This is a genomic window from Streptomyces sp. CLV115 (assembly GCF_038448545.1).
GTDB classification, from domain to species: Bacteria; Actinomycetota; Actinomycetes; order Streptomycetales; family Streptomycetaceae; genus Streptomyces; species Streptomyces sanglieri.
Genome location: NZ_JBCEWQ010000018.1, coordinates 31282 through 54337, shown reverse-complemented (window position 1 = coordinate 54337; position 23056 = coordinate 31282). Strand labels below are relative to the sequence as shown.

Genomic DNA, 23056 nt, shown 5'->3' with positions numbered 1-23056 from the left:
CCTACACCAGGAAGTACAGGTGGTTGAGGGGGAGTTCCTCGGCCGGGTCGATGGTGGCGACCCTGCCGTCGAGCGTGACCCTGAACGTCTCCGGGTCGACCTCGATGTCCGGCAGCGCGTTGTTGCGGATCATGTTGTGCTTTCCGATGGTCCGGGTGCGGCTCACCGGCAACACCATGCGTTCCAGGCCCAGTTCTGCCGGAACCCCGGCGGCGATACCCGCCTGGGACATGAAGGTGACATGGCTCGCGGGCAGGGCCTTGCCGTACTGCCCGAACATCGGCCGGTAGATCACCGGCTGCGGGGTCGGCAGCGAGGCGTTGGGGTCGCCCATCTGCGCCCAGGAGATGATGCCGCCCTTGATCACCATCTTCGGCTTGGCGCCGAAGGAGTGGATGGGCCAGAGCACGATGTCGGCGAGCTTGCCCTTCTCGATCGATCCCACGTGGTCGGAGATGCCGGTGGCGATGGCCGGGTTGATGGTGACCTTGGCGAGGTAGCGCAGCACCCGCTGGTTGTCGTTGCGGGCGGAGTCGCCCTCCAGCGTGCCGAGTTTGTCCTTGCAGTGGTGGGCGGTCTGGAAGGCCCGGGTGACGGACTCGCCGATCCGGCCCATGGCCTGCGAGTCGGAGGAGAACATGCTGATGACGCCGAGGTCGTGCAGCACCGACTCGGCGGCGATCGTCTCGGCGCGGACCCGGCTGTCGGCGAAGGAGACGTCCTCGGGGATCTGCGGGTCCAGGTGGTGGCAGACCATGACCATGTCGAGGAGCTCGTCCACCGAGTTCTTGGTGTACGGCAGCGTCGGGTTGGTGGAGGAGGGCAGTACGTTCGGCTCGCCCGCCACCCGCAGGATGTCCGGGGCGTGACCGCCGCCCGCGCCCTCGCTGTGGAAGGTGTGGATGGCGCGGCCGTCGATCGCGGAGCGGGTGTCCTCGAAGAAGCCGCTCTCGTTGAGGCTGTCGGTGTGGATGGCGACCTGGACGTCGTAACGGTCGGCGACCTTCAGTGAGTTGTCGATCACGGCGGGGGTCGCACCCCAGTCCTCGTGGACCTTCAGGGCGCAGGCTCCGGCCTCGATCTGCTCGTCGAGCGCTTCGGGCAGGCTTCCGTTGCCCTTGCCCATGATGCCGAGATTGACGGGGAAGGTCTCGGCCGCCTGGAGGAACCGGGCGATGTTGTACGGGCCGGGTGTGCAGGTGGTGCCGTTGGTGCCGTCGGCCGGGCCCGTGCCACCGCCGATCAGGGTGGTGATGCCGTTGGTGAGCGCCTGCTGCGCCTGCTGCGGCGAGATGAGGTGGACGTGCGGGTCGATGGCGCCCGCAGTGGCGATGAGGTGCTCCCCGGCGATGGCCTCGGTGCCCGGTCCGATGACCAGGTCCGGGTGGACGTTGTTCTGCGTCTGCGGGTTGCCCGACTTGCCGATGCCGGCGATGAAGCCGTCCTTGATGCCGATGTCGCACTTGACGATGCCGACCACGGGGTCCATGACCACCACGTTGGTGATGACGGTGTCGAGCGCGCCCTGGGCGGCGGTGGCCTGCGGGTCGGAAGCCATGCCGTCGCGCATGGTCTTGCCGCCGCCGTAGACGACCTCGTCGCCGTACAGGCCCTCGCTGTAGTCCTTCTCGACCTCGACGACGAGGTTGGTGTCGGCGAGGTGGAAGCGGTCGCCGACCGTCGGGCCGAACATGTCGATGTACTGCTTGCGCGGCATGATGGACATCAGCGCGAACCCTTCTTCTTGGCCTTGGAGTCCTTCGGGCTCTTGGCGCTCTTGGTGCTCTTGGTTTTCGCGGTGCGTTCCTGGGGCGCGCCCCCGTCACCGCTCTCCTGCGTGCCCTGGAAGCCCAGCTCGATCGCCTTGCGCACGGCCTCGACCTTGATCGGGTGCGAGGCGAGGCTGCCGTTGAGCAGCCCGCTGAAACCGACGAGCCGGCCGGTTCCGGCGTACGTGCACAGCTGCACGTCGCGGGTGCCGCCGGGCTCGATGCGTACCGCCGTTCCGGCGGGAATGTCCAGGTGCATACCGAGCGCCTTCTGACGGTCGAACGACAGCGCCGAGTTGACCTCGAAGAAGTGGTAGTGCGAGCCGACCTGGACCGCGCGGTCCCCGGTGTTGCGCACGGTGAGCTTCACCGTGCGGCGGCCGGCGTTGATCTCGATGGGTTCCTTGCCGTAGATGTACCTCTGACGGGGCGTCATGCGGTGCTCCTGATGACTCGGCCCGCACCGTGGGCGTGCGGGTGCGGATGCGTGTGCTGATGTCCGTGACCGTGGTCGTGGCCCTCGCCCGGCGGGTGGGTGTGGGAGTGGCCGTGGTGGTCCGCGGCCGTCAGTCCGGCCGCGATGCCGTCGTCACCGCGCTCGTCCCGGTGCCGCCGGGCATCGGCCACGCGCTCGGCGAGCACCCGGGCCAGCGCCGCGGGAGCGATCGGCGGACCGGCGCTTTCGACCCGGATGCCGGGCACGTCGGGCATCGGAGGCTCGGCGAACGCCGCGGGGAGCAGCACCACGTGCCGGGCACCGAGCAGCCCGCAGCGCCGGACCCCCTCGGCCGGGTCCGGGTCTCCCCCGGTGAACGCGACCTCGACCAGGCCGTGGCTCCCGTAACGGCGGACCAGGCTCGCGACCCGGTACAACTCGGCGTCCTCGAACGGGTCGCCGGCCGGGGCGGTGACCAGCAGCGCGGCGGTTTGCGGGGCGCGGGCCGCCGCAGCGCGCAGCCAGCCGACCAGGTGCTGGGAGGTTCCGAAGGGCTCGGCCAGCACGGTCCCGGCGCGCTCGGCGGCGGGCAGCGCGCGCAGCGTGCGGGCGGTGTCCGCGACGAGTTCCGGTTCGCGGCCCAGCGTCATCGGGACGACGCAGCTCCGCCGGCCGCGGCGGCTCAGCGCGGCGACCGTCCGGAACAGTTCACGCCCGTTGGCCACGACGGTCACCGCGGGGTCCACCAGGCCGTGCAGGGCCTCGCCGTACGCGGCTTCGTGGCCGCACACCGCGATCACCCGGCAGTGGTCGGGCATCGGTTCAGCCACCGATGGGATCGTGGCAGGACACCAGCTTGGTGCCGTCGACGAAGGACGCCTCGATCTGGAGCAGCCCGAGCATCTCCCGGACGCCGGGCATGGTGTCCTTCTCGCCGATGACGTGCCGGCCGAGTTCCATGCAGTCCGCGACGCTCCTGCCGTCGCGCGCGGCTTCCAGGATCGCCTCGCTGATCAGCGCCACGGACTCGCTGTAGTTGAGTTTGAGGCCACGGTCCCGGCGCTTGCGGGCCAGGTCGGCCACGACGTACACCAACAGCTTGTCGATCTCGCGCGGTGCGAGGTTCATCGTCAGTACCTTCCTCTGGGATGCGGGGAGGGGCGATAAAGGGCCGGCGGCCGGGCGGTCAGCCGCTCCTGCGGAAGCGGGGCATCAGCGGGACGGCCGCCATGAGCACCCAGGTCACGAGGATGAAAGGCCAGGTGAAGGTGTGGCCGCCGAAGGGTTTGAAGAACGAGGTCAGTGAGGCGGTCAGGCCGGTGGATGCGGCGGCGCCGAAGAGGGCGTAGGCCCCGTTCCACACCGTGCCGGTGAGGAAGACCGCGCCGACGGCGATGGCTACGAGCACGGCGTTGTAGCCGTAGATCCCGTTGGCGATCAACGAGGTGGGGGCGCCGAGCGCCCAGGCCGCGACGATCCCGACGACGCTGCCGGCCGCCGCGTACAGCACCACGCGTGCTCCGGAGAAGGCCAGTCCGACGAGCATGATCAGCCCGACGTACCAGGCGTCCACCAGGAAGATCTGCGAGACGTTGGTGAAGAAGGCGTGCCACAGGTCGTTCCAGGAGATCGCGGTGTCGCCGCTGGTGGTGCTGGACACGGCCTTGGGCGCCCCGTGCCAGATCCGCCCGAACGACGGCGCACCGAGCACCATGACACCGGAGACCAGGCAGAACGGCGCGGTGAGCGCCGTCAGCCGGTACGGCGCCAGCAGAGTGGTCAGCGACATCGTCAGAATGGTGCACATGATCGATCCGATGACCGCGAGCACATACGTGGCGGGGTGGTTCCCCAGCGAGGTGACCAGCGCGATGCCGGTGAGACAGCCGGAGTAGCCGTGCAGGCCGAGGGCGATGCCGGACCGGTCGATGCCGGCCGCGTACGCGGTCAGGGTCGAGACGAGGGTGCCCAGGGTGGCGAAGAGGCCGATCCGCCAGCCCGCCGCCCACAGCCCGGCGAGGATGAACGCGCCCGTCCAGATGCCCGGCTGGAGGTCCACCTGACCGACGCCGCGCACCGAGGCCAGGAGGAAGGCGGTCGGCTGCCGGCTTTCGAGCTTCCGGACGGCGTCCGGCTCGGCAATGGGCAAGGGGAGCTCCAACGGCTCGGCAGGCACCGGTCGCTCTCCTCGCGGAGCACGGACGGCGGGAATCGGCTCAACGCCATCAATGCATATGCCGGACAGCTCTTCTCGCCGTGCGGTGTTCCGGTCCTCCATTGGAGTCCGAAAGTGGGCCGTTGCGCGTGCTGCGCGCGTGTGCCCGGGCCCGCTCGTTAGGTTCGCCGGATGTCCCCGCGGATGAGACTGCACCACCACCCCCACCCCGATCACCACCCCGGAGCGCAGCCGGCCGTCGTGGTGGCCGTCGCGATCGGCGGCGCCGCCGGGGCCGCCGCCCGCTACGGTGCCGAGCGGATCTGGCCCACCGGCGCTTCGGCGTTCCCCTGGACGATTCTGCTGGTCAACACCGTGGGCTGCTTCCTCATGGGCGTCCTGATGGTCACCCTGAAGCTGCGCTTCCCCGGTTCACCGCGGCTGATCAGTCCACTGCTGGGCACCGGTGTCCTCGGCGGGTTCACCACGTTCTCCCACTACACGGACAACGTGCGGCAGCTCTTCGAGAACGGCCGGCCCGGCTATGCGGTCGGCTGTCTGGTCCTGACGGTGGTGGCGGCCTTGACCGCCGTGACGGCGGGCGCCTTCGCCGCGCACTCGGCCCTCGGACATGGCTACGCGGCCCAGGACGGCGACCGATGACCGACTGGCTGCTCGTGCTCGCGGGGGGACTGGCCGGCGCTCCGCTTCGCTATCTGCTCGGTGTGGACGCCAAGTTCAGGCTCCGGACCGCTTTTCCCTGGGGTACCTTCGCGGCCAACGCGGGTGCGGCGCTGTTCCTCGGCTTCCTCTCCGAGGCCGTGACCGACGGGGAGCTGGGGCCCCGGCTCCAGTTGCTGCTCGCCACCGGCTTCTGCGGCGCCCTGTCGACCTGGTCGACGTTCTCGTACGAGTTGCTGACCCTCACCTCGGCCCGTCGGCTGTCCATGGCGGCGGGGTATCTGGTGCTCAGTGTGGGTGCGGGTGTCGGGCTGTCGTTCGCCGGGGCGGCCGTGGCGGGTGCCCTCCGGTGAGGCGGCGGGCGCGGCGACGGGCCGAGCTCCGGGCCGCGCGATGCGGACCGGAGCTCGGGCGCCGTGCTGTGAGGCCGTGTCAGTCGATGCCGGGCAGGATGTGGGGCTCGGCGAGGTCGTCCTCGTAGCCGGCCAGCCGGATCGGTGCGGACCTGGCCCAGACCTCGATGTTCCGGAGCTTCTCGGGCCTGCGGGCCCGGTCTCCGTGCCGATCGGCAGGTCGCTTCTCTTGCTTCGTCAGTTCCGGTGTCGTCACCGCGCACTCCTTTGTGTCGCGTCACCCTCGGCGTCGCCGATGCCCCGGCCTCATCACCGGGGGATCAGCCACCCGTATGGGCAGGGGCAAGAACAGTTCGGTCGCGGTGGCGCCGGGTACGGGGCGGGACGGCGGCCTGGTTGACAAGCCTGTCCCGGGACGGTCGAGGAAGGTTTGTGGACTCCTCGATTACGTCCGTTCACATCAGGGTAACCAAATGAGCGCTTCCGTGCTCGATGGAACGTGTGCTCTAGGTCACTTTCAGCCACCGGGCAGGGCGCCGGACATACAAAAAAGCCCGGTCGGGAGCAGGTCCCGACCGGGTCGACGACTGTTCATGCACGCCGCGTCGGCGGCGACTACCAGTTGGCGGGCGCGTAGTCCTTGAGGAAGCAGCCGTACAGATCCTCGCCCTCCTCGCCGCGCACGATCGGGTCGTAGACGCGGGCGGCGCCGTCGACCAGGTCGAGCGGGGCGTGGAAGCCCTCCTCGGCGAGGCGGATCTTGTCGGGGTGCGGGCGCTCGTCGGTGATCCAGCCGGTGTCGACGGCGGTCATCAGGATGCCGTCCTTCTCGAACATCTCCTGGGCACTGGTGCGGGTGAGCATGTTCAGGGCGGCCTTGGCCATGTTGGTGTGCGGGTGGCCGGCGCCCTTGTAGCCGCGGCTGAACACGCCCTCCATGGCGGAGACGTTGACCACGTAGGCCCGCTTGGCGGCGGTCGCGGCCATGGCCGGGCGGAGCCGGCTGATCAGGATGAACGGGGCGGTGGAGTTGCAGAGCTGGACCTCCAGCAGCTCGATCGGCTCGACCTCCTCGACCGTCTGGATCCAGCTGTTGGTGTCGTGCAGATCGGGCACCAGTCCGCCCGCGTCGATCGCCGTCCCGGCGGCGATCCGCTCCAGCGACGCGGAGCCGGTGACCAGCGCGAGCTCGGTGACGTCCTGCGCGCTCAGCCCCTCCTTGCGGGCGGCCGGCAGGGCCGCGACCCGGTCGACGGTGCCGCTGCCGAAGGTGCCGATGACCTCGGCGGCGGGCAGCTCGCCCGCCGGGAGCGGCGCCGACTCGGCGTTGACCAGCTCGCTGTAGGCGTTGGGCGAGCGGCGCACGGTCTGCGCCGCGTTGTTGATCAGGATGTCCAGCGGGCCCTCGGCTGCGACCGAGTCGGCGAGGGCGACGACCTGGGCGGGGTCGCGCAGATCGATGCCGACGATCTTCAGCCGGTGGATCCACTCGTCGCTGTCCGGCATCGCCTTGAAGCGGCGGATCGCGTCGTTGGGGAAGCGGGTGGTGATGGTGGTGTGCGCCCCGTCGCGCAGCAGCCGCAGCGCGATGTACATGCCGATCTTGGCCCGGCCGCCGGTCAGCAGCGCGCGCCGGCCGCCGAGGTCGGTCCGGGCGTCGCGGCGCGAGCGGTTCTCCTTCGCGCACTGCTGGCAGAGCTGGTGGTAGAAGGCGTCCACCTCGACGTACCGGGTCTTGCAGATGTAGCAGGAGCGGGGGCGCTGGAGCACGCCCGCGATCTCGGCGCGGGCGGACGACGACGGCAGGACGCCCTGCGTCTCGTCGTCGATCCGGTCGGCCGAGCCGGTCGCGGTGGCCTCGGTGACCGCCTTGTCGTGGGCGGTCTTGGCGGCGCGGCGCTCCTGGCGGCGGCGCTGCTTCACCGTCCGGTAGATCCCGGCCGTGGCGCGGCGCACGAGGATGGCGTCCGGGTGGTCGACCTCGATGTTGTCGAGCTCGTCGAGCACGCTCAGGCAGACGGCCAGCCGCTCCGGGTCGATACCGGGACCGAACTCCTCAGTTCCGGGAGCGAGCTCCGGGCTGTCCTGTGTCACCGTCATTGCCGTTCCTCTGCCATCCGTCTCTCGTGGCGCCGACCGCCGTACCTGCTCCTGCCGGGCCGAACGCCCCGATCAAGTCTGCCATGCACCGGCCGCTGCTCCGTTCGCGTGACTTGTCGCACGGCTCCGCGGTCGGTCGGCCGTGGGCGCGGACGACCGCGGGCCGCCAGCGCCCGGACGTCTCCTCCACGGACAGGTCACATATGCTTCGCTGCCATACGCCCGGGGTGGGCCGTGCCGTACGTGCAGACGAGGGGGGTGCAGTGTGACCGGGCTCCCCGCGGACGGCTCTCCGGCGAAACCTGTGCGTTCGGACGCCGTCCCCGTACAGCCGGGCCCCTCCCCCGTCGGCAGCGGATCGGTCTGGGACGTCGACGCCGTGATCCTGCTGGTCGAGGACGACGCCGGCGATGCGCTGCTGGTCGAGGAGATGCTCGCGGACAGCGAGCTGGACTCCGCGTTGACCTGGTGCAAGACACTGGCCCAGGCACGGCACTTCCTGGCCGGGAGCCGCACCCCTTGCTGTGTGCTGCTCGATCTGCATCTGCCCGACGTGTTCGGCCTGGACGCCGTCACCCAGCTCGTCGAGTCGGCGCCGGACGCGGCCATCGTGGTGCTGACCGGCCGGGCCGAGTCCGACACGGGCCTGTCGGCCGTGGCGAACGGCGCCCAGGACTACCTCGTCAAGGGGCGGCTCGATCCGCAGGCGCTGGGCCGCTCGGTCCGCTACGCCCTCCAGCGCAAGCAGGTCGAGCGGGCGGCGGCGGCGCTGCGTGCCAACCGTCTGATGGCGCAGGAGAACGCCCGCCTGGAGCGTGGTCTGCTGCCGGTGCCGCTGCTGCTCGACGACTCCTTCGAGGCGGTCGCGCGATACGAGCCGGGCCGGGCGCACGCGCTGCTCAGCGGGGACTTCTACGACGTGGTGCAGACGTCCGACGGCACGGTGCACGCGGTGATCGGCGATGTGTCGGGGCACGGGGCGGCGGAGGCGGCGCTGGGGGTGTGCCTGCGAGTGGCGTGGCGTACGGCGGTGCTGTGCGCGACCGGCCAGCTCGAACAGGTCCGGCTGCTGGAGGAGATCCTGGTCGCCGAGCGTTCCGACCCGCATGTCTTCGCGACCGTCACCTCCCTGGCCTTCGACCCGGACCGGCGCCGGGTGCGGGTGGTGCGCGCCGGCCACCCCGGGCTGCTGCTGCGCGGCGGGGCCCGGGTGAGCTGGGAGGAGCCCGAGCCCGGGATGGCGCTGGGGCTGGTGCCGGGTACGGGGACGGAGCGGTGGAGCGCCTCGGAGCTGTCGCTGCCCGGGGACGGCCGGCTCGTGCTGTTCACCGACGGGCTCTTCGAGGGGCGCTCGGGACCGGGCACCCGGCTGGGCGAGGAGGGGCTGCTCGCCCTGGCCCGCAGGCACGGCGCGCTGGCGGCCCGGGACTTCGTGGACACCCTGGTCGACGAGGCGGCCTCGGCGGCGTCCCCGTACGGCGGTCTCGCCGACGACGTCGCCGTGCTGCACCTGGGCTGGGGACGGAGCGGCGCGCGATGAGCGGCCGCGACGCCCCGCCGGGCACCCGGCCCGGAATTGCCTCGCGCCTGTCGGTCCAGCGCTGGGTCCATCTGATACTCGCCGTCTTCGTGCTGATCGTGTGCGCCGGCGGGCTCGTCGGCGGCCTGGTCCAGTCCCGGATATCCGACCGCACCACCGACCTGGTGGACCGTATCCAGCCCGCCCGTTCCTCGTCCTTCCAGCTGCAGAACGCCCTGCTGGAGCAGGAGACCGGGATCCGTGGCTTCGCGCTCACCGGTGACACGACCTTCCTGCGGCCCTACGAGGAGGGGATGCGCGACGAGAGCCTGCGGCTGGCCCGGGTGCGCGCGCTCGTCGGGCACGAGCAGCCCTTCGCCGACGATCTCGACCGGATCGCCGCGGCCGCCCGGGAGTGGCGCGGTCAGCACGCCGAGCCGCTGGTCGCCGAGGTCCGCCGGGACGGTCCGGCCTCCGAGTCCTCGGCCCCGATCCGGCAGAGCAAGGACGAGTTCGACACGCTGCGGCGGCTGTACAAGGCCCAGCAGGCCCATCTCGACGTGGCGCGCGACCTGGCCCGCTCCGATCTGGGCACCGCCCGCACCACCAGGGACCGGGTGTTCATCGCGTTGGTCGTGGGTTTCCTGGCGGCCGTGGTCGCGCTGGGGCTGCTGCTGCACCGGATGGTGGGACGGCCGCTGAGCCGGCTGGCCGCCGCCTCCGACACCGTCCGGTCGGGGGCGTTCCGCAACCGGATCGAGGTCGGCGGGCCGTCGGACGTGCGGGCGGTCGCGGCGGCCGTCGAGGACATGCGCCGCCGGATCGTCGAAGAGCTCGCCGATTCCCAGGAGCGCGAACAGCTGCTGGCGGAGCAGGCCCAGGAGCTGCGCCGGTCGAACGCGGAGCTTGAGCAGTTCGCCTATGTCGCCTCGCACGATCTGCAGGAGCCGCTGCGCAAGGTCGCCTCGTTCTGCCGGCTCCTGGAGAAACGGTGCGCCCCATCATTGGACGGCCGGTCCCGTCAGTACATCGACTACGCGGTGGACGGCGCCACCCGGATGCAGGTGCTGATCGACGACCTGCTCGCCTTCTCCCGCGTGGGGCGGGTGCACGACAAGTGGAAGCCGGTCGGCCTCGACCGGACGCTCGACCGGGCGCTGGCCGATCTCGCGCTGGTCGTCGAGGAGTCCGGCGCCACGGTCGTACGGGAGTCCCCGCTGCCCGAGGTGACCGGGGACGCGACGGCGCTCTCCATGGTCTGGCAGAACCTGATCGGCAACGCGGTGAAGTTCCGCCGCCCCGACGTGCCGTGCCGGATCACGGTCGGCTGTGTCCGGGAGGGCGAGGACTGGCACTTCTGCGTCTCGGACAACGGGATCGGCATCGCGCCGGAGTCCGCCCAGAAGGTCTTCGTGATCTTCCAGCGGCTGCACGGCAGGGACGAGTACGAGGGCACCGGCATCGGTCTGGCGCTGTGCCGGAAGATCGTGGAGGTCCACGGGGGCCGGATCTGGCTGGACGAGGAGCCCTCGGACGGCACCCGGATCCGTTTCACCCTGCCGGTCTCCGCGGCCGTGCCCGCGCGTTCGGCGACGGAGCAGCCCCTTGCGGACCCGGCAGCGAGGCAGGCCGGCCATGGCTGAGATCTGCCGGGTTCTCCCCGGCGTGGGACCGTTCGTCGCGGGTAGGCGGACGTCGAGAAGCTGTCCCCGAACACCCCTGCGTCGCCCTGGCTGGAGCACATGAACGAACAGGTCACCTCACGACCGGCCGGCTCCCCCTGCCCGGACCGGTCCACGGAGGTTCTGCACAGCGCCGAGGTGTTCGACGGTGAGCCCGGCTGCATCGCGCAGGCCCGGGCGCTGGCCGATCGCTTTCTGGTCCGGCTGGCCGCCGAGTGGCTCGCGGTCTTCGGTGAGCACACCCGCACCGATCTGCTGCTGGCGGTGAGCGAGCTGGTCACCAATGCGGACCGGTACAGCCAGGGCCCCTATCTGCTGGAGCTGGAGGGCACCGCGGAGCGCGTCAGCGTCACGGTGTACGACTCCAGCACCGCTCTGCCGCTGTTCTACTCCCCCGATCCGGCGCGCCCCGGCGGTCACGGCATGGAGATCGTGGTGGCGCTGTGCGACCGGCTGACCGCGGAACGGGTGCCGGTGGGCAAGCGCATCCGGGCCGAGTTCGAGCTGAGCAGCTGAGCAGCCGAGCTGTGGGGGGGGGGGGCCGCCCCCCCCCCCCCCCCCCCCACGACCAGGTCACGGGTCAGCTCGCGGGACACCCCGCCACGACCGGGTCCGACGCGTCACGGACGAGCGCTTCCTGCGCCGCCCGGATCCGTTCGACGTCGGGTTTCACGACCCGGCGGTCGTAGGTGAGCAGTCCGTTCAGCTCGCCCTCGACGTCCGAGATCTGGGTGTACACGGCGCCGTTGCTGCCTTCGCAGGCGAGCTTGCGCACCTCGTCGAGCCTGGCCAGGTAGTCGTCGGTGTAGGTGGCCGGGTCGACCGCGATGTACGACTGCTGTACGGCCCAGGCGTGCCCCGGCACAGCCAGGCCCAGCCCGCCGTACTCGCCGCTGACCAGAGCGCGCCTCCCGTCGGGCCGCGGCAGCGCGGGGCTCGGGTAGCCGTGCGCGTCGGCGATGTCGCCGTTGCCGCCGTCCACCGCTCCGCAGCAGTTGAGCCCGCTCATGTTGTTCACCGGCCGGGTCGGGTCCCAGGACTTGGCCTGGTCCGCGATGCGGGCCTGGTCGTACTGGCCCCAGCCCTCGTTGAAGGTGACCCACATGACGACGGACGGATGGCCGGCGTGTTCGTCGATCATCTCCTTCATCTCGCGCTCGTACTCGGCGCGGGCGGCGGTGGAGGGGTTGACCGTGTTCATCGCGGGCATGTCCTGCCAGACCAGCAGGCCCAGCCGGTCCGCCCAGTAGAACCAGCGGTCGGGCTCGACCTTGATGTGTTTGCGCACGGAGTTGAACCCCATCGCCTTGTGCATTCTCAGGTCGTACGCGAGGGCCTCGTCGGTGGGCGCGGTGTGCAGCCCGTCGGGCCAGAAGCCCTGGTCGAGGGTGGCCATCAGGAAGACCGGCCTGCCGTTGAGGACGGTGCGCGGGGTGCCGTCCACCTTCTCGACGGCGATCGAGCGCATCCCGAAGTAGCTGCCGACCCGGTCCGGTCCGACACGGACCTCCAGCCGGTAGAGGTGCGGGTCGGCGGCGGACCACAGATGCGGGTCGGGCACCGGCAGGTCCAGTGCGGCACCGGTGCGCCCGCCGGCGGTCGCGACCTTGCGCTTCCCGTCGTACGCGGTCGCCGTGACGGGCACCCCGTCCCGTACCCCGCGCACCTCGACGGCGAGCTTCTCGCCCCGGACGTCGGGGGTCAGCTTCAGCGAGTCGGCGTGGTCGGCGGTGACCGGCTCCATCCACACCGTCTGCCAGATCCCGGACGACGGGGTGTACCAGATGCCGCTGGGGTCGAGGCGCTGCTTGCCCATCGGCGGGTTCTCGCCGTCCGCCGCGTCGGTCGGGTCGTGGACGCCCACGATGAGTTCCTGGGTGCGGCCGGGCTTCAGCGCATCGGTGATGTCGGCGCCGAACTTGTCGTAGCCGCCCTTGTGTTCGGTGACCTTGCTGCCGTTGACGTAGACCTCGGACTGCCAGTCCACGGCCCCGAAGTTCAGCTGGAGCCGCTTGCCGGAGCCGATCCTCCAGTCCCGGGGCACGGTGAAGGTGCGGCGGTACCACATCCGGTCCTCGTGCCGCTCGATCCCGGAGAGCTGCGATTCGACCGGGTACGGCACGAGGATCCTCTCGCCGAGCTTCCTGCCGACCGGGGGCCGCTCCCCGGCCTTCGCCGCGGCGAACTCCCAGGAGCTGTTGAGGTTCTGCCAGTTGTCCCGGGTGAGCTGGGGCCGCGGGTACTCCGGCAACGCGTTGCGCGGGCCCACCTCGTCGGCCCACCGGGTACGCAGCTCGTAGGTGGAGCGGTTCGGCCCGCCGGACCAGAAGGCCCCGACGCTCTTGCCGTCCGCACCCGCCAGGGCTCCCGCGCCGTCGTAGCGGACGTCGGCGAGCCCGGTGGCGTCGCCGGCCTTGTTGCCGACGACGGGTTCCTCCAGCGCCACGGTCAGGCTGCGCGGGTCGGCCGGATCGGCCTCGACCGCGCCGAGCGGCCACTCGGCGCCGCCGATGACGGCGTCGAGGTGGTTCACCAGCCCGGCGGGCGGCGGCGCGAGCTTCTGCGCGAAGTCCAGCTTGAGCGTGCGGCCGTCCGCGAGGACGGTGGCGGCGACGGCCCCGTCGTACGCGAAGCCGTCGGGCAGCCGGAAGGCGGACTGCGGCACCGGCACCTTGCTGCCGCCGGGTTCGGTCCACTTCAGGTGGAGGTTGGATCCGCCCTGGTGCTCGAAGAACTCCACCTTGAGGTCGTACGCCCGGCCGGCGGTCAACTCCACGGGTTGCGAGTTCTGTTCCTTCTCCCAGTCGTCGACCCAGTGGTCGATGACCGGCTTCCCGTCGATCCAGAGCCGGAAGCCGTTGTCGCCGATCATCGAGAAGAGATGGGCGCCGGTCTTCTCCGGCACGATCTTCCCGGTCCAGCGGATGCTGACGTCGTCGTTCTGTCCGGTGGCCGAGGCCAGCCGTGGCTCCAGCGTCGGGAAGTCGATGTCCGGGTCGAATCCGGTCGCCCTGATCTGCCCGAAGTCGAAGGCACCGGGGGCGGACTGGGTGTAGTACTCGCCCTTGAGACCATGCACGTCGCCGGGTTCGGGGGCGGCCGACGCGGTGGGCACGGCGGTCGGACCGGCGGCGCCGAGTGCTATGGCGAGAAGCAGTACCAGTTTCTTTCTGATGCGCACGGATCCTCCTAGCTGAGGAAGGGTGGCGGCTCGTTGCAGCACGATGTACAACGTTGGAAGGAACGGCAGTTGGCATGACAGCACGACATCCGAGCCGGTGTCCAGGTGCATGACAAGTCGAGGGGGTCACCGTGGCCCGGCGTCGCGGGATCGGGCTCGCTGCCCCGTCCTCAGATGCGATACGCCCCCGTCGGCACGCCGTGGGCCACCCCGTAGGGGGTCATGGCGAGGACACCGGCGCCGCATGCGCGGGTGTCCGGCCCGATGTCGAGCGGGCTGACACCGAGGGCCTTCGCCAGCTCCGGCACCAGATCGAACGCGGCGGTCCGCCACTGCGCCTCGTCCTCGTCGGACTCCTGGGCAGCGTCCCATTCGGGGTTCAGGCCGAGTTCGGCGCGGCGCGCCCGTTCGAACGGCAACGGCTCGCCCAGCGTGAGCAGTTCGTCCTCGCCCTCGCCGGTCTCGCAGTAGCGCCGGAGCACTGTGCCCCGCTCGGCTACGAGCCAGGCGGAACCGTCGCCCTGGGCCCCGTAGTAGTACGCCTGGGCCTGCCCGTACCGGGCGCTGAGCAGGGTGCACAACCGCAGGACGTCCTCGCTGCGCTCCGCGCCGCAGGGATCGCACCAGGCGCCGAGCACGAAGGTCCAGCCGTCGAGTTCGGGAGTGACGAAGACACGGGCGAACGCTTCGCCGCCGTCCCCGGCGTCGTGTCCGTCGCTGTCGACGATGTCGTTGCCGAGCGCGAACGTGACGGGTCTGGGACCGGTGAGCCCCAGCGTCTCCATGATCCCGGCCCGGTCCCCGCCAGGCACCGCGATCCAGTGGTTCCAGCAGGCCCACAGCGCCACGGGCCGCTCGTCCGGGACCTTGACGCGGATGAGCCGCTCGACGGCCGCCAGGTCCTCGGCGGGCAGTGCGGCCTCACCGCCGATTCCGGCGAGCACGGACAGCGCCCGCGCCCTGGCCCTGCCCGGACCTTCGCGGCGGATCTTCCGCAGGCTCGGCACCAGGCCGTCCGCGAGGTCCGGTCCCCGGTACAGCAGGGTGTCGCGCGCCGTCCCGGCGACCTCCGGGTCCGCGTCGCCCAGCAGCGGCAGCAGCGCGTGCAGCGCGGACGGGCCGGGTTCGTCGCAGTGCCGGATCCCCCGGACCGCCCATCGGCGCACGTGCGGTGCGGGATGCGACAGCGTGGCGGTGTAGCGCTCCAGGGCCTCCTCTCCGAGACGCATGAAGGCTGCGCCGACCCGCTCGCGCGCCTCGTCGGTGGGCGCGTCGAGGAGGGCCCGGAGCAGGGGGTCGAAGGCCGCGGCCCCGATCCGCCGGAGCGCCGGGGCGACATGCCACCGGTCGACCGGTGAGGTGTCGTCGGCCGGCTCCCGCACGATGGCCTCCGCCGCGACTCCACCGCCGCCGGCCAGTGCTTCCTCCGCCGCCGCGCGCCGGTCCGCGAGACTGAGGTCCCGCACCGATTCCGCCCGCATGAGTCCCCCCGAGTACCTCGTCCGTCCGCGTCGTTCCCGTCCGTGCGGACGGTCCGCCGCCGCTGCCGACATGATCGCGCGGACCTCTGACAACGGGCCCGGAGCGTGGCGGGCCGGGAGATCCGCGGGGAGCGGCGGCGGGTCAGGCGCTTCCGGGTCCGGCGCCCTCGAAGACGCAGTCCCCGCACAGGCCGCCGCCCGGCGTGCGGTAGTACAGACAGCAACTGCGGCGCCGGAAGCCCGTGTCGTGCGGGGCGCCGGTGTTCCGGAGGTCCGGATGGTCGAAGAGTTCGGCGGCCAGTGCGCGGGCCCGCGCCGCCGCGTCGGGACGGTGGTGGGCGCGCGCCCTGACCAGGAGCTGGCGCAGGGCTCCGGCCAGCGCGGATCCCGCGTTGCCCCACAGCAGCCGGTCGGACAGCGGACCGTCCCGGTGGATCGCCTCGGCCAGGGGTACGAGGTGGCCGTACTGGACGACTTCACGGATCCGGCGGGCGGTGCCGGGCAGCGACCCGGTGCCGTCCAGCCACAGGTCGTCGGGGGCCGGGTGCCGGGGATCCCAGTGGAGGTCGCCGGGCCCAAGGGCGGGGAAGCGGCCGGTCATTGCCGCCGGTCCGAGTGCGACCGACCAGAGGCGGGAGGCCAGTCCCAGGTGCGCGACCGAGGCGGCGACCCTGCGCTCGGAGGTGCCCAGCCGGGCGGCGACCGTGTCGATCCGGTCCGTGAGCGTGGCCTGCTCCCCCGCGTACAACCGCGCCAGCGGACGGTGCGCCCCCTGCGGCGGCGCGGTGCTCCGCAGCGCGAAGAATCCGCCCGTCGAGGCCGCTGCGGACCCGTCCATCGCACGTGCTCCTTCCCGGCGTTCCGGCCACCGGTCCCGACTGTGCGGCCGCCCCGGCAGCCGCGGCCCGGCGCTCACCGTAACCCCGTGGGGGCACGGCTCCTGAGCCGTGCGGGCGAGAACTACCCTCCGGAGGAGGACACTGGGACCACGGTCGTACTCCTGAAGCAGTACGCCGAATCGCCGTCTCAAGGACGACGACGCAGCCGCGTCGAAGAGACATCGTGGTGTACATGAGTTCCCTTGCGCTGTCCGTGCTGCTGTCACTGGTCTCCGCGGTCGCGTACGCGGCCGGGGCGATCGTCCAGGAGCGCGTGGCGACGACCGGCGGGGGGCACTCGCCCGCACCGCTGCGCAACCGGGTCTGGTGGGCCGCCGTGGCGCTGAACGGCGTGGGCGCGGTGCTCCATGTCGTGGCGCTGGCCTACGGCCCGCTGAGCCTCGTCCAGCCGCTCGGTGCGCTGACCATCGTCTTCGCCCTGCCGATGGCGGCGCTCTTCGTACGCCGCCGGGCGGGGGCCACCGCGTGGCGGGGCGCGATCATGGCGGCCGTCGGTCTGGCGGGCCTGCTCACGCTGACGGGGCACGCCGAGTCGCACGCCCTGAACGGCCGGGACCAGCTGATCGTCGCCGGTGCGACGCTCGGTGCGGTCGCGCTGCTCCTGCTGATCTCCACGGGTGTGCGCCGGCCGGTGGTGCGGAGCGTGGTGCTGGCCGGGGCGGCGGGCATCGCGTTCGGCATCGCCTCGGTGTTCACGAAGACCGTGGCGGTGGGGCTGACCTCCGGTGCGATGGGGGCCGGGCTGCCGGCGCTGCTGGCGATCGCCGGTTTCGCCGCCACCGGGCTGCTGGTCTCCCAGGCCGCGTACCGCGGCGCCGGGCTGACCGCGCCACTGGCGACGGTGACCGTGGTGAACCCGGTGATAGCGGCGGTCGTGGGCCTCACGATGTTCGGCGAGCAGTTCCGGCACGGCACGGTCGGGACCGTGCTCGCGCCGGCCTGTGCGGTGATCGCCGCGGGCGGTCTCATCCTGCTCACGACGGAGCGGCTGGGCCCGGAGCACCGGGCCGCTCGGGCGGCCGCGGGCGGGCTCCCGGACGCCGGGGCGGACGGGGAGCCGGAGGGCGTGGTACGTGACGCCGCGGAGCGTGAGGACGTGGCCGCCCCGGAAACGGCTCCCGGACCCTCCGTGCCCGGCGGGACCGTCGGGGCGGTCCGCGGCGCATCCTCCGCGGCGCGTCGTCCCATGCCGGTGCCGATGCCGCTGGAGTGCCTGGGCCGGGTGGTCCTCGGGCCGGGGATGTCGCGCCACCCCGGTCCCGCGGGGCCGGCCGATCCCGACGACGCGGCCGACCCCCAGGGCGCCGTTCAGACTCTGACGCCGCCCGCCCTGAGGTAGGCCAGCGGGTCGATGTCCGATCCGTAGCCGGGGCCGGTGCGGATCTCGAAGTGCAGGTGCGGTCCCGTGACGTTCCCGGTGGAGCCCGAGCGCGCGATCCGCTGGCCCGCCGAGACATGGCGGCCCTCACGCACGTGCAGCGCGGACAGGTGCGCGTACTGGCTGTACTTGCCGTCGCCGTGCCGGATGACGACCTGGTAGCCGTACGCGCCGCCCCAGCCGGCCGAGACGACCGTGCCGGAGGCCACCGCCCTGATCGACGTACCGGTCGGGACCGGGAAGTCGACCCCGGTGTGGTAGCCGCTGGCCCAGGAGCCGGACTGGTGGTACGGGGTGCCGATGCCGGCCGCGACGGGTGCCACGAGACCGGCGTGCTGCTCCGGGCGCGGCTTCGGCCGGTGGCTCTCGGTCTTCTTCGGCTGCGGCTTCGGCTTCGCGGTGTCGTGGTGGGGCTTCGGCTTCGCGGTGCTCGGGTGCGGCTTCGCGGTGTCGTGGCGGGGCTTCGTCGCGGCGGCCTGTCGCTCCGGTTCGGCGGCCCGCTGGTGCGGCTTCGCCTTCGGGCGCTCCGGTGCGGCCGGGCGCTGCGGCGCGGTGGACTTCCGGGGCTTCGGCGCGGCCTTCGGCTTCGCCTGCGCGGGTGTGCCCGTCCTCTCGGACCGGGCCGTGTCCAGACTCAGGCGCTGCCCGGGCAGGATGAGGTCCGGGTCGTCCCCGACGACCTCGCGGTTCTGCGCGTAGAGGTGCTGCCAGCCGCCCCGGACGCGCTCGCTCGCCGCGATCGCGGAGAGCGAGTCGCCGCGTGTCACGGTGTACGACTCGCGCTTGCCGGGCACGGTGGTCGGCGTGGCGGGGGCGGAGGTCCGCTTCGTCGTGGGCCTGCCGGAGACGGTCCTGTCCGGGGAGGTTCTGTCCGGGGAGGTTTTGGCCGGGGCCTTCACGTGGCCGGTGCGCTGCGACTGCGGCGTGATGTCGGCGGCGTCCCCGCGGCTGCTCAGCCCCGCCTTGGTCGAGCAGCCGGGCCAGGCACCGGGGCCCTGTGCATCGAGCACCTTCTCGGCGATGGAGATCTGCTCGCCCCTGGTGGCCAGATCGGCGCGCGGGGCGTAGACCGTGCCTCCGTACGCCGCCCAGGTCGAGCGGGTGAACTGCAGTCCGCCGAAGAAGCCGTTCCCGCTGTTGATGTGCCAGTTGCCGGTCGACTCGCAGGCGGCGACCTTCTCCCACACATCCGGGGTCGCGGCGCCGGCCGAGGCCGCCGCGATGAGCGGGAGTGCGAGGCCCGCACCGCCCGCGGTGACCGTGAGCGAGGCACGGTTGATCCGGCTGGGCTGATATCTGCGGTGCCGTCCGTTCGCGGCCATGACTTGGCTCCCCCACTGGCATTGGGACACGTCGCAAGCGCCCAACTTATGTGCAGGCAAAGGGCGGTGACAAGAGAGCGGCCGGAATGCCGGTAACGGCCGGCCCGGCGGTCACCGCCCTCCGCCGGGCGGTCACCGTACGGGCGTGCCCGCCCGGGCGGCGGCGCGCTGCCGGGCCGCGTCCACGAGGGCGGTCATGACCCGGGTGTCGTGGCCCATCTCGGGATGCCACTGGACCCCCAGCACCAGGCTGTCGTGGCCGGTGAGTTCCACGGCCTCCACCGTGCCGTCGGGGGCATGGGCGCTCGCCGTGAGGCCGGATCCCAGACGGTCCACGGCCTGGTGGTGGTAGGTGGGCACCCCGTCCGGTTCCGCGACGGCCGCCGCGTACGCCGTGCCGGCAACGGGAATGACGGGGTGTTCGCCGAAGACGCCGGGGCCGCCGGTGTGTCCGTCCAGGTGCTGGTGCAGGGTGCCGCCGAGCGCGACGTTGAGCAGTTGCATGCCCCGGCAGATGCCCAGCAGCGGGACGTGCTGGGCGATCGCCGCCTCGATCAGGGCGGTCTCCCACGCGTCGCGCTCGCGTGCGGGCGGGCCGGTGCGGGGGTCGGCCACCTCGCCGTAGCGGACCGGTTCGACATCGGCGCCGCCCGCGACGACCACACCGTCCAGTGCCGCCACGGCCTCCCGGGCCGCGTCGGCGGTGTCGTCGGGCGGCAGCAGCACCGCCAGGCCGCCGGCCGCCCGCACCAGGCGCGGGTAGACGGCGGGCAGCAGGACGGCCGTTGTGTCCCAGACACCCCACCGGGCCGGTTCCTGGTAGGTGCTGATGCCGATGACGGGCCGGTTCACGGGCCCCTCCTCTGGTTCGTTCGCTGTTCGGTCGTGGTGCCGCCGCTGCCGCGTACGGGCGCGGCGAACGGCGGTGCGGGCGTGGGCGACGCCCTTGTCCCGTGGTCCCCTTCAGTCCCGCGACAGTTCGGCCTCGGCCGCCGCGAGGGCGGCGAATTCCTCCTCCGGGGCGCTCGCGACGAGGCGGTGACGGCTGTAGAGGGCGAAGTAGGCCAGTGCCACCACGTACACGCCGAGCGCGATGAACGCGGCGTCCCGGTCCACCAGGAAGGTCGCCACCAGGGCCGAGCATGCCAGTACGAGCGCCACGGACGAGGTGAGCGCGCCGCCGGGCGTGCGATAGGGCCGCTCCAGGTGCGGTTCGCGCCGGCGCAGCACGATGTGGGAGAGCGCCATCAGGGCGTAGCTGATGGTGGCGCCGAAGACGGCGACGTTCAGCATCCGGCCGCCGTTGCCGATCCAGGCGGCGAGTGTGAAGCCGATCGCGCCGGGGACCAGCAGGCCGAGGTAGGGGGACTTGCGGCGGTTGGTCAGGGATAGGAAACGGGGCAGATAGCCGGCCCGGGAGAGCGCGAAGAGCTGGCGGGAGCCGGCGAAGATCAGCGAGAAGAAGGAGGCCACCAGGCCCGCCAGGCCCGCGTAGTTGACGAAGCGGCTCAGGGCGGTGGGACCGCCGTCGCCCTCCAGTGCGACGACCAGGGGGTTGCCCGCCTCCTGGATGGCCCTCGCGCCCTGTGCGCCGGTGGCGGAGAGGAAGGTGAGAGCCGCCAGCCCGACCAGCACGGTGAGCGAGATGGCCAGCGCCCTCGGCATCGACCTGACGGGGTCCTTGGCCTCCTCGGCGGCGAGCGGCACGCCCTCGACGCCCAGGAAGAACCACATGCCGAAGGGGAAGGCGGCCCAGATGCCGAGAAGGCCGAAGGGCAGCCAGGAGGAGGAGCCGAGTGCGCCGGTGTCGACCGGGATGTCGTTGAGGCGGCCGGCGTCGAATTCGGTGAAGGCGCCGATCGCGAAGATGAGCAGGGCGGCCACGGCGACGGCGGTCACGACCAGGCTGAACCGCAGCGCCTCGCCGACCCCCCAGAGGTGGATCCCGATGAAGACGGCGAAGCAGGCGAGATGGACAGGCCGGCCGGAGGTGAGCCCGAAGAGGCCGAGGGACTCGACGTAGTCGCCGATGAACAGCGAGATGGCGGCGGGGGCGAGGATGTACTCGATGAGGATGGCCGTGCCGGTCAGGAAGCCGCCCCAGGTGCCCAGGGCGCGGCGCGCGAAGCCGTAACCGCCGCCCGCGGTGGGCAGGATGGCGGAGAGTTCGGCCAGGGCGAAGACCAGGCACGCGTACATCAGGCCCATCAGCACGGTGGCCGCGGCGAGCCCGCCGAAGCCGCCCTTGGACAGGCCGATGTTCCAGCCGGAGTAGTCGCCGGAGACGACATAGGCGACGCCGAGTCCGGTCAGCAGGAGCCAGCCCGCGCTGCCCCGGCGCAGCGTACGGCGGTGCAGGTACTCGTCCTTGCCGGTCACCCCGCCGGCCGTGCCGCCGGGTGGGCTGGTGGGTGTGTCGGTTCCCTGGGCCATGGGGCGCTCCAGATGTGTGTCGACGGCGCTGCGTCGAGGCGTGGCAGACGAAACGGGCGCATCAAAGGTTCGTCGCCACACCTTTGTGGAACGTCAGGCGAAACACAAGGGGCGCGCGTCAAACAGTGGTTACCGATGTGCGCCCAGCTCGTTCGGGTGCGCCGGGCACCTCCGGAGGTGATTCACCGCCGTCGGCCGGGCCCTCTTCCCAAGCAATGGTTCCCTGTCATACCTTACGAATCTCGGTGCACCCAAGGAGGAATCCCGTGGCAGACCGCACACCCCCGCTCGCCGTCGAGGAGCTGCGCTCGCTCGTGGCGAGCGGGGCCATCGACACCGTCGTCCTGGCCTTTCCCGACATGCAGGGCCGGCTCCAGGGCAAGCGGTTCGCCGCCGGGTTCTTCCTCGACGAGGTTCTGGAGCACGGTACCGAGGGCTGCAACTATCTGCTGGCCGTCGACACCGACATGAACACCGTCGGCGGCTACGCGATGTCCTCCTGGGAGCGCGGCTACGGCGACTTCGCGATGGTCCCGGACCTAGACACCCTGCGGCTGCTGCCCTGGCACGAGGGCACCGCGCTGCTCGTCGCCGACCTCGCCTGGAACGACGGCGGCCCGGTCGTCGCCGCACCGCGCCAGGTACTCCGCCGCCAGCTGGACCGGCTGGCCGGCCTCGGCTACCGGGCCCAGGTGGGTACGGAGCTGGAGTTCATCGTCTTCAAGGACACCTATGAGCAGGCCTGGGACCGCGGCTACCGCGGGCTGACCCCGGCCAATCAGTACAACATCGACTACTCCATCCTCGGCACCGGCCGCGTCGAGCCCCTGCTGCGCCGCATCCGCAACGAGATGCAGGCGGCCGGGCTGACCGTCGAGTCGGCCAAGGGCGAGTGCAACCTCGGCCAGCACGAGATCGCCTTCCGCTACGACGAGGCACTGGTCACCTGCGACCAGCACGCCGTCTACAAGACCGGTGCCAAGGAGATCGCCGCGCAGGAGGGCGTCTCGCTCACCTTCATGGCCAAGTACGACGAGCGCGAGGGCAACTCCTGTCACATCCACCTCTCGCTCACCGACGACAACGGTGACAACGCGATGTCGGGTGACGGCCCGGACGGCATGTCGGACCTGATGCGGCACTTCCTCGCCGGACAGCTCGCCGCCCTGCGCGACTTCTCCCTGCTGTACGCGCCGAACATCAACTCCTACAAGCGGTTCCAGCCCGGCTCCTTCGCGCCGACCGCCGTCGCCTGGGGCCACGACAACCGCACCTGCTCCCTGCGGGTGGTCGGCCACGGCCGCTCCCGCCGCTTCGAGAACCGGCTGCCCGGCGGCGACGTCAATCCGTATCTGGCCACCGCCGGACTGGTCGCCGCCGGACTGTACGGCGTGGAGCACGAGCTGGCGCTGCCGGAGGTCTGCACGGGCAACGCCTACACCGCCGAGTACGAGCAGGTGCCGACCACCCTGCGCGAGGCCGCCGACCTGTGGGAGGCCAGTCCCATCGCCAAGGAGGCGTTCGGCGAGGAGGTCGTCGCGCACTACCTGAACATGGCGCGTGTCGAACTCGCCGCCTACGACGCCGCCGTGACCGACTGGGAGCTGCGCCGCTCCTTCGAGCGCCTGTGACCGCCGTCCCGTCCCGCACGTCCCCCGCACTCCCTT

Annotated in this window: 20 protein-coding genes; 7 read left to right on the top strand and 13 right to left on the bottom strand. The window is 71.8% G+C overall.

Going from position 1 to position 23056, the window contains the following annotated elements; translation table 11 throughout:
* Window position 1: 1 nt before the first annotated feature.
* The 5 genes from ureC to AADR41_RS09815 are packed head-to-tail and all read right to left on the bottom strand — an operon-like array spanning window position 2 to window position 4354.
* Window positions 2–1726, bottom strand: a complete 1725-nt coding sequence (ureC, locus tag AADR41_RS09835) for an urease subunit alpha (RefSeq protein ID WP_342280938.1) — start codon at window positions 1724–1726, stop codon at window positions 2–4.
* Complete coding sequence (locus AADR41_RS09830; protein ID WP_342280937.1) at window positions 1726–2205, bottom strand: urease subunit beta; 480 nt, start codon at window positions 2203–2205, stop codon at window positions 1726–1728. The genes ureC and AADR41_RS09830 overlap by 1 nt, the downstream gene beginning before the upstream one ends.
* Entirely contained in the window at window positions 2202–3023 is an 822-nt protein-coding gene (locus tag AADR41_RS09825) for a cobalamin biosynthesis protein CbiX (protein ID WP_342280965.1), read from the bottom strand. Before AADR41_RS09825 ends, AADR41_RS09830 begins: the two co-directional genes overlap by 4 nt.
* A gap of 4 nt (window positions 3024–3027) precedes the next feature.
* Window positions 3028–3333: an urease subunit gamma gene (locus tag AADR41_RS09820; protein WP_342280936.1), complete on the bottom strand. Its 306-nt coding sequence runs from the start codon at window positions 3331–3333 to the stop codon at window positions 3028–3030.
* Between the two features lie 58 nt (window positions 3334–3391).
* Window positions 3392–4354, bottom strand: a complete 963-nt coding sequence (locus AADR41_RS09815; RefSeq protein ID WP_342280935.1) for an urea transporter — start codon at window positions 4352–4354, stop codon at window positions 3392–3394.
* A 198-nt stretch (window positions 4355–4552) separates the two neighbouring features.
* On the opposite strand from AADR41_RS09815, the gene AADR41_RS09810 reads away from it, so the two are divergent.
* A complete protein-coding gene (locus tag AADR41_RS09810; RefSeq protein WP_342280934.1) occupies window positions 4553–5023 on the top strand; it encodes a fluoride efflux transporter FluC in 471 nt (156 codons plus the stop codon).
* Window positions 5020–5394, top strand: coding sequence for a fluoride efflux transporter FluC (locus AADR41_RS09805; RefSeq protein WP_342280933.1), 375 nt, complete (start codon window positions 5020–5022; stop codon window positions 5392–5394). The genes AADR41_RS09810 and AADR41_RS09805 overlap by 4 nt, the downstream gene beginning before the upstream one ends.
* A 79-nt stretch (window positions 5395–5473) precedes the next feature.
* Here AADR41_RS09805 and AADR41_RS09800 read toward each other — a convergent pair whose 3' ends face one another.
* Together AADR41_RS09800 and AADR41_RS09795 are read right to left on the bottom strand one after the other, a co-directional pair.
* Window positions 5474–5650, bottom strand: a complete 177-nt coding sequence (locus AADR41_RS09800) for a hypothetical protein (RefSeq protein ID WP_342280932.1) — start codon at window positions 5648–5650, stop codon at window positions 5474–5476.
* A 359-nt stretch (window positions 5651–6009) separates the two neighbouring features.
* Window positions 6010–7494, bottom strand: a complete 1485-nt coding sequence (locus AADR41_RS09795; protein WP_342280931.1) for an SDR family NAD(P)-dependent oxidoreductase — start codon at window positions 7492–7494, stop codon at window positions 6010–6012.
* Window positions 7495–7798: 304 nt separating this feature from the next.
* Between AADR41_RS09795 and AADR41_RS09790 the strand changes: the two genes are divergently transcribed.
* From AADR41_RS09790 to AADR41_RS09780, 3 genes are all read left to right on the top strand, one after another.
* Window positions 7799–9034, top strand: a complete 1236-nt coding sequence (locus AADR41_RS09790) for a fused response regulator/phosphatase (RefSeq protein WP_342280930.1) — start codon at window positions 7799–7801, stop codon at window positions 9032–9034.
* The gene (locus AADR41_RS09785) at window positions 9031–10656 is read left to right on the top strand and encodes a sensor histidine kinase (RefSeq protein WP_342280929.1); all 1626 of its coding nucleotides are present in this window, start codon (window positions 9031–9033) and stop codon (window positions 10654–10656) included. Before AADR41_RS09790 ends, AADR41_RS09785 begins: the two co-directional genes overlap by 4 nt.
* Before the next feature lie 99 nt (window positions 10657–10755).
* Window positions 10756–11211 (top strand): ATP-binding protein, encoded by a 456-nt coding sequence (locus AADR41_RS09780; RefSeq protein ID WP_342280928.1) that lies wholly within the window; start codon window positions 10756–10758, stop codon window positions 11209–11211.
* 64 nt (window positions 11212–11275) lie between these two features.
* Here the strand turns inward: AADR41_RS09780 and AADR41_RS09775 are convergent, their stop codons facing one another.
* The 3 genes from AADR41_RS09775 to AADR41_RS09765 form a co-directional block, all read right to left on the bottom strand.
* Window positions 11276–13876 carry a PA14 domain-containing protein gene (locus AADR41_RS09775; protein WP_342280927.1) on the bottom strand — a complete coding sequence of 867 codons (2601 nt, stop codon included), beginning with the start codon at window positions 13874–13876 and terminating at the stop codon, window positions 11276–11278.
* Between the two features lie 170 nt (window positions 13877–14046).
* Entirely contained in the window at window positions 14047–15357 is a 1311-nt protein-coding gene (locus AADR41_RS09770; RefSeq protein ID WP_342280926.1) for a HEAT repeat domain-containing protein, read from the bottom strand.
* Between the two features lie 142 nt (window positions 15358–15499).
* Window positions 15500–16195 (bottom strand): (2Fe-2S)-binding protein, encoded by a 696-nt coding sequence (locus AADR41_RS09765; protein WP_342280925.1) that lies wholly within the window; start codon window positions 16193–16195, stop codon window positions 15500–15502.
* Between the two features lie 224 nt (window positions 16196–16419).
* Here AADR41_RS09765 and AADR41_RS09760 point away from each other — a divergent pair, with 224 nt between their 5' ends.
* The gene (locus tag AADR41_RS09760) at window positions 16420–17595 is read left to right on the top strand and encodes a DMT family transporter (RefSeq protein WP_446751005.1); all 1176 of its coding nucleotides are present in this window, start codon (window positions 16420–16422) and stop codon (window positions 17593–17595) included.
* Here AADR41_RS09760 and AADR41_RS09755 read toward each other — a convergent pair.
* The 3 genes from AADR41_RS09755 to eat form a co-directional block, all read right to left on the bottom strand.
* Window positions 17565–18956: a peptidoglycan DD-metalloendopeptidase family protein gene (locus AADR41_RS09755; RefSeq protein ID WP_342280923.1), complete on the bottom strand. Its 1392-nt coding sequence runs from the start codon at window positions 18954–18956 to the stop codon at window positions 17565–17567. The two genes, AADR41_RS09760 and AADR41_RS09755, sit on opposite strands and share 31 nt — an antisense overlap.
* A gap of 132 nt (window positions 18957–19088) precedes the next feature.
* Window positions 19089–19808: a gamma-glutamyl-gamma-aminobutyrate hydrolase family protein gene (locus tag AADR41_RS09750; protein WP_342280922.1), complete on the bottom strand. Its 720-nt coding sequence runs from the start codon at window positions 19806–19808 to the stop codon at window positions 19089–19091.
* Window positions 19809–19919: 111 nt separating this feature from the next.
* The gene (gene eat, locus AADR41_RS09745) at window positions 19920–21389 is read right to left on the bottom strand and encodes an ethanolamine permease (RefSeq protein WP_342280921.1); all 1470 of its coding nucleotides are present in this window, start codon (window positions 21387–21389) and stop codon (window positions 19920–19922) included.
* Between the two features lie 266 nt (window positions 21390–21655).
* Between eat and AADR41_RS09740 the strand changes: the two genes are divergently transcribed.
* Window positions 21656–23020 carry a glutamine synthetase family protein gene (locus AADR41_RS09740; protein WP_342280920.1) on the top strand — a complete coding sequence of 455 codons (1365 nt, stop codon included), beginning with the start codon at window positions 21656–21658 and terminating at the stop codon, window positions 23018–23020.
* Window positions 23021–23056 lie beyond the last annotated feature (36 nt).

Excerpts from the sequence above, each read along its gene's own strand:
- AADR41_RS09825 (WP_342280965.1), bottom strand. The coding sequence starts at position 3,023 with ATGCCCGACCACTGCCGGGTGATCGCGGTGTGCGGCCACGAAGCCGCG.
- AADR41_RS09795 (WP_342280931.1), bottom strand. The coding sequence starts at position 7,494 with ATGACGGTGACACAGGACAGCCCGGAGCTCGCTCCCGGAACTGAGGAG.
- AADR41_RS09820 (WP_342280936.1), bottom strand. The coding sequence starts at position 3,333 with ATGAACCTCGCACCGCGCGAGATCGACAAGCTGTTGGTGTACGTCGTG.
- AADR41_RS09810 (WP_342280934.1), top strand. The coding sequence starts at position 4,553 with ATGTCCCCGCGGATGAGACTGCACCACCACCCCCACCCCGATCACCAC.
- AADR41_RS09780 (WP_342280928.1), top strand. The coding sequence starts at position 10,756 with ATGAACGAACAGGTCACCTCACGACCGGCCGGCTCCCCCTGCCCGGAC.
- AADR41_RS09830 (WP_342280937.1), bottom strand. The coding sequence starts at position 2,205 with ATGACGCCCCGTCAGAGGTACATCTACGGCAAGGAACCCATCGAGATC.
- eat (WP_342280921.1), bottom strand. The coding sequence starts at position 21,389 with ATGGCCCAGGGAACCGACACACCCACCAGCCCACCCGGCGGCACGGCC.
- AADR41_RS09765 (WP_342280925.1), bottom strand. The coding sequence starts at position 16,195 with ATGGACGGGTCCGCAGCGGCCTCGACGGGCGGATTCTTCGCGCTGCGG.
- AADR41_RS09785 (WP_342280929.1), top strand. The coding sequence starts at position 9,031 with ATGAGCGGCCGCGACGCCCCGCCGGGCACCCGGCCCGGAATTGCCTCG.
- AADR41_RS09805 (WP_342280933.1), top strand. The coding sequence starts at position 5,020 with ATGACCGACTGGCTGCTCGTGCTCGCGGGGGGACTGGCCGGCGCTCCG.
- ureC (WP_342280938.1), bottom strand. The coding sequence starts at position 1,726 with ATGTCCATCATGCCGCGCAAGCAGTACATCGACATGTTCGGCCCGACG.
- AADR41_RS09770 (WP_342280926.1), bottom strand. The coding sequence starts at position 15,357 with ATGCGGGCGGAATCGGTGCGGGACCTCAGTCTCGCGGACCGGCGCGCG.
- AADR41_RS09755 (WP_342280923.1), bottom strand. The coding sequence starts at position 18,956 with ATGGCCGCGAACGGACGGCACCGCAGATATCAGCCCAGCCGGATCAAC.